Source organism: Streptomyces solitudinis (assembly GCF_036323765.1).
GTDB lineage: Bacteria > Actinomycetota > Actinomycetes > Streptomycetales > Streptomycetaceae > Streptomyces.
Map to the genome: position 1 here is coordinate 849111 of NZ_JAZDCW010000003.1, position 6198 is coordinate 855308.

General features: G+C 74.5%; 2 protein-coding genes and 1 pseudogene. All 3 read left to right on the top strand.

What is annotated here, in order from left to right; all coding sequences use genetic code 11:
* The first annotated feature begins 54 nt into the window (after window positions 1-54).
* Window positions 55-1407 carry an integrin alpha gene (locus V1J52_RS11300; RefSeq protein WP_330139592.1) on the top strand — a complete coding sequence of 451 codons (1353 nt, stop codon included), beginning with the start codon at window positions 55-57 and terminating at the stop codon, window positions 1405-1407.
* Complete coding sequence (locus V1J52_RS11305; RefSeq protein ID WP_330139528.1) at window positions 1407-5150, top strand: LamG domain-containing protein; 3744 nt, start codon at window positions 1407-1409, stop codon at window positions 5148-5150. The genes V1J52_RS11300 and V1J52_RS11305 overlap by 1 nt, the downstream gene beginning before the upstream one ends.
* A gap of 169 nt (window positions 5151-5319) precedes the next feature.
* Window positions 5320-6198 (top strand): annotated as a pseudogene (locus tag V1J52_RS11310) (sugar-binding protein); the annotation flags it as partial.

Below are 6198 nucleotides of genomic sequence, written 5' to 3' on the forward strand. Positions count from 1 at the left end.
GACTTCGACGGCGACGGGGTGAACGACGTCGCGATCGCCGACCCGGAGGCGACGGTGTCCGGCCACGGCGGGGCCGGGCTGGTCCGGATCGTCTACGGCGGCGGCACGGGCACGGCCGAGATCTCCCGCGCCGCCGCGGGCGTCCCCGGGGACGCGCAGCCGGATGAGGGCTACGGCAGCGCGCTCGCGGTGTACGACGGGAACCAGGACGGCTACGACGACCTGGTGATCGGCGCCCCGCACGCGGACGTCGCGGGCCAGGCCGACGCCGGTACCGTGCACGTGGTGTACGGCAGCCCCGACGGCCTGGGCGCAGGTGAGGCCACGCGCGCACTCGTCCAGGGCCAGGGCGGCGGCAGCATCGGCGGCTCGGCGGCCGAGGCGGGCGACTGGTTCGGGTACGCGCTGGCCGCGGGGGAGACCGCACAGGGCGAGCCCTACCTGCTGATCGGAGTGCCGGGCGAGGACCTCGGCTCCGTACGGGACGCGGGCTCCGCCCACTACCTGCGCGGCACGGTGGACGTGGCGGTGCACCAGGACAAGCCGGGCGTCCCCGGCACCGTGGAGGCGCACGACCGGTTCGGGTACGCGGTGGCGGCCACCGGCCGGCACCTGGCGATCGGCGCGCCCGGCGAGGCCATCGGAACGGAGGCGTTCGCCGGGGCCACGCAGCTCCTCAGCCACACGCTGAACGACGACGGCGTCCCCACGCCGCTGGCCGGTGTCGACCAGAACACCGACGGCGTCAGCGGCGTCTCGGACCCGGGCGACCGGTTCGGCGCGGCGCTGGCCATGACCGGGTACCGGCCGGCGGGCGGCACCGCCGGCCACTCCGTCCTCGCCGTGGGGGTGCCGGGGGAGAACATCGCCGGCGCCGCGGCCGCGGGACGGGTCGTGCTGCTGGAGGTGACGGCGTCCGGCGCCGTCCGGCAGCGCGCGGAGTTCAGCCAGGACGTCGCGGACGTCATCGGGGACAGCGAGGCGGGCGACCAGTTCGGCCAGCACCTCGCCATGGTGAACCTCGCGCCGGACACGCCCGCGAACGACGAGACCGTGACGGTGGCGGTCGGCGTACCCGGTGAGGACCTGGCGGGCATCCGGGACACCGGCGCCGTCCAGGTCTTCTCGATGACGGGCGCACCGGGCGCGAGCGACCAGTGGATCCAGGCCGGCCGGAAGGGGCTGCCCGGACCGTACGGCCTGCGGGAGTACGTCGGCTCCAGCCTGTCCGCCACGACCGGCCACCTCTACGTGGCCACGCCGTACGGCACGCCCGAGCGGCACGGCGTCCACGCGCTGCCCTGGAGCAACGTGCTCGTGGACGGTGCCGACGAGGCCGTCTCGTGGAAGCCCGGCGAGGGCGGCCTGCCCGCCCAGCGGCAGGCGTTCGGCGCGGTGGTGCGCTGATGTACACCGACAACCCGCGTGACGCGACGCCGACGACCCCGGGAAGCACCGCGATGACCGGACACCGGCCGGCAGGGCCAGGGCGCGGACGCCTCGGCGGCACGGTCCGCACGGCGCTGACCGCCGCCACCCTCCTCGCCGTCCTCGGCACCGGCATGACCACGCCGTCCGCCCAGCAGCCGGCCGCCCGGGCCGCCGCCGACACGACCCTGACGGCGTCCGAACGGGAGGCCCGCACCGAGGCGGAGGAGAGCGGGAAGCGGGTGGAGGTCACCGCGATGCGGCAGGAGCGCCGCAAGGTCTTCGCCAACCCGGACGGCACCTTCACGGCCATCGAGTACACCGAGCCCGTCCAGACCGTCAAGGACGGCGCCTGGGTGGCCGTCGACCCGACCCTCGCCCAGCGGACGGACGGCGGCTGGGCGCCGAAGGCGTCCACCGTGGAGCTGGAGTTCTCCGGCGGCGGTGACGGCCCGTTCGCGCGCATGCGCACGGCCGGCCGGGAGTTCTCGCTGACGTGGCCGGGCGGTGCGCTGCCCGAGCCGCGCATCGACGGCGACAGCGCGACGTACGAGGAGGTGCTGCCCGGCGTCGACCTGGTCGCCCGCGCGGAGACCGACGGCATGGGCCACCTGCTGGTCGTCAAGTCCGCCGAGGCCGCGCGGAACCCGGAGCTGGAGAGGATCGAGATCGGCATGGGCACCCGGGGGCTGGAGGTCGAGGAGGACACCTCCGGCGCCCTGCGCGTGGTGGACTCCGCGGTCGGCGGCACGGTCTTCGAGGCCGGACAGCCGGTGATGTGGGACTCCGCCGCGCCCCACGGTCCGGACACCACGACCGGGACCGGCACCGTGACGCAGTCCGGCACCGGCACCGGCACCGGCATCGGCGCCGGTACCGGTACCGGTACCGGCGCGGCCCCCGGCGCGGCCCGTCCCGCGGCCCTGACGGAGACGCCGGCGGCCACCCAGGCGGACGACGCCGACGACGCCGCGCTGCGCGGCCCGGGAGACGGCGGCCGGACGGCACCGGTCGGCATCGAGGTCGGCGACGGCGCACTGACGCTCGTGCCCGACCAGGAGCTGCTCGGCGGCGCGGACACCGTCTACCCCGTCGTCATCGACCCGATCCAGAAGACCGTGCACCGCTCGGCCTGGACGAACGTGATGTCGGGCAAGCCCTCCGCGCGGAACTGGAAGTACTCCGGCGACCAGGGCGTCGGCAGGTGCCCCACCAACTACAACCCGGTGGGCTGCAACGGGATCGGCGTGCGCCGCGCGCTGTTCACCATGCCGGTGTCCGCGTACCGGGGCAAGCAGATCCTCAAGGCCACGTTCTCGGCCCGGGTGGCCCACGTGTACTGGGCGGACGCGAGCGCCGAGCCGATCCGCCTCTACCGGATCGGCGGGAAGAACTACAAGGTCACCTCGTCCAGCGTCTGGTCCAACACCAAGGACGACTGGGACGACTACCTGATGACGGCGAACCGGAGGATCTCGCCGACGTCCTGCTCCAGCCAGGCGAACCTGCACTTCGAGGGCGGGGAGCTGACCAGCGAGGTGCAGACCGCGGCCGACGACGCCTGGTCCTCCATCTCGCTCGGGCTGCGGACCACGAACGAGTCCCGGTACGAGGAGTGGAAGCGCGTCTGCGGCAACGCGTACCTGTCGGTGCAGTACAACACCGTGCCCGAGCAGGTCGACCACCGGCTGATGTCCTCCGACCCCGGCGGCGCGTGCGTGTGGGGCGCGGACCGTCCCTACGTCGAGCGGCCCCCCGTCCTGCGCGCGGAGGCACGCGACCCGGACCACACCTCCTCTCGCACGGACAAGGTCAAGCTCCAGTTCAAGGTCGCGTGGCAGGACGCGTCCGGCACCGAGAAGTCGTACACCTACGACACGTCCTACAAAGCGCCGAACCGCGGAACGACGTTCTCCCACGAAGTGCGGGAGACGATCCCGCAGAACACGGTCGTCTCCTGGTCGGCGCGGGCCTACGACGGTGACGCGTGGGGCCCGTGGAGCTACGACGGCAGCCCGCAGCGCTGTGAGTTCGTCTACGACACCACCCGCCCGGGAGCCCCGGACGTCGACTCCGCGCAGTACCCGGACGACGGCATCTGGCACCACGGAGTCGGCACCCCCGGCACGTTCACCTTCACCCCGGACCTCGACGACGCCGGCCCGGACAGCGACGTCGTGGAGTACCGCTACGCCTTCGACGGCGAGCCGATGAAGGCCGTCGCCCCGGAACAGGCCGGAGGCCCGGCCTCGGTGACCTGGAACCCGCAGTCCTCGGGCCGCCACTGGGTGACCGTCGAGGCGTACGACCGGGCCGGCAACTCCAGCACCCGGGCGCAGTACGAGTTCCTGGTGACCGACGGCCTGCCGGCCGCCGGGCAGTGGAACCTGGCCGACGAACCCGGCGCCCGGGACGCGCACGACGAGTCCGGCCGCCATCCGGCGACCGCGGGCGACGGCGTGACCTTCGGCGTACCGGGTCCGGGTGGCCAGGCGGACTACGCCGCCCGCCTGGACGGCACCCAAGACGCCTACCTGGACGCCGGCGACACCGTGGTCGACACCGCCGAGGGCTTCACCGTCAGCGCCTGGGTCCGTCCGGCCTCCCTGGACCGGGACATGACGGTGGTCAGCCAGGACGGCACCGGCGAGCCGGGCTTCGTCCTCGGCTACGACGAGGCGGCCGGGAGCTGGACCTTCTCCACCCCCGTCTCCGACGTGGACTCGCTCGGCCGGTGGGAGGTCAGCGCCGAAGCCACCCCGGTCGAGGACCAGTGGGTGCTGCTGACCGGCGTCCACGACGCCCAGGCCGCCGGAGGTCCGGAACTCCGGCTCTACGTGGGCGACCAGCACCGGGGCAGCGCCAGACGGCACTCGCCCTGGACGTCCTACGGGCCGCTCCAGATCGGCCGCTCCCTGGACCGTGCCGGCTACCGGGACCACTTCCACGGCGACCTGGCCGAGGTGCGGGCCTTCCCCCGGGTGCTGCCCCCCGCGCAGGTGGCGGAGCTGACGACCGTCAGGGCACAGCGCGAGGGCTACTGGATGCTCGACGGCGCGGCCGACGGCACGTCACCGAACGTCCAGGACGGCGGCCAGCCGCTGGACCTGGCCGGAAGCGCGGCGATCTACCAGCCCGCCGACCCGCTCTTCGACGAGGCGGCGCTGGTGGGCGACGGGCACCTGGAGCTGGACGGCTCCGGAGGCCACGCGGCCACGGCCACCCCGCCGGTCGGCGGCGACTCCAGCTTCACCGTCGCCGTCCGGGCGCAGCCCACCACGCTGGACCCGGAGCGGTCCCAGACGGTGATCTCGCTGCCGGGCGCCGAGGCGGACCGGTTCGCGGTGCGGTACCAGGCGGCCACCGGCCAGTGGGAGCTGGAAGTGGCCGAGGAGGACCGGGCCGCGGCGCCGACCGTGACGGTCACCGACGACCAGGAACTGCCGGACACCGGCGGCTCCGGACAGCACCTGGCCGTCGTCTACGACGCGTTCGCCAACGAGTTGCGGCTGTACGTCCAGGGGCAGCTCGCCGACTCGGCGATCGCCACCGACACCACGCTGTGGAGGGCCACCGGCGGCCTGCAGATCGGCCGCTCGGCGCTCGGCGGTGGCAGCGAGTACTTCGCGGGAGCCCTGGACGAGGTCCGGGTCTACGCGGGCGCCGCCGACCCGGCCGCCATCCGGCACATGGCCTCGCTGACCGCCACACCGGGCATCTGACGCGGCCCTGGGCGCGCCGGGACCGGGGCCACCGGTCCCGGCGCGCCCGCACCCGCGTCACCGCAACCGTCACGCCTCACCAGGCAACCCAGGGAGTAGAGACCCAGTGAAGTCCTTCAGAGGACGATTGCTCACCCGGCGGATACCACGCCGCGCGGCAGGCCCGATCGTGATCGGGCTGAGCCTCGCCGTGACCACGGGGCTGGTGCAGTTCGTCCACTTCGACGACCTTGGCGACGGCCGTCCCGGCGTCCTGAACTCCGGCGACCCCGCTGAGGGGAGGAACGCCGAGGCGAAGCCCCGCGCGTCCGACCCGGCGAGGAGGGCCGCGGTCACGGCCCTTGAGGAATCCCGCTGGCCGCAGGCCGCCAGCACCACGGTGCCGGTGGGCGCGGAGGCCGGCTCCGATGGGGGCACCGCGGTCGGCGGCCTCCCCGTCACGGTGACCGCCACCGGCGCCGACGCGGGGGACCCCGCGCAGGTCACGGTGGACTCGCTGGGCCGGGGGAAGGCCGTCGAGACGGGCAGCGCGGCCCTGCTGAAAGTGACCCGGGCCGACGGGGGCGCGACCCCCGTGCCCGTCGACCTGTCGGTGGACTACAGCGCGTTCGCCCAGGCGTACGGCGGTGGCTACGGCGCCCGGCTGCGGCTGGTCGAGCTGCCCGAGTGCGCCGTGCGCGCCACACCGGGCAGCGCGGCGTGCCCGGACCTGCCCAAGCCGCTGCCGACCCGCAACGACGCGGGCAGCCGCACCCTGACCGCGACCGTCGAGGCGCGGGGCGCCCGGGAGGGCCTGTCGACCCAGACGGTGGACCCCGCCCCGCTGCTCGCCGTCCAGGCGGGTGACTCCTCCGCGCAGGGCGACTACAAGGCCACACCGCTGACGCCGTCGGCGGAGTGGTCGGTGGCCACGTCCTCGGGCGGGTTCTCCTGGAGCTACCCGTTCCGGACGGTCCCGACCCCGGGCGGCCTCAAGCCGAACATCGGGCTCAGCTACTCCTCGCAGGCGGTGGACGGCCGTACCTCGGCCACCAACAACCAGGGCTCC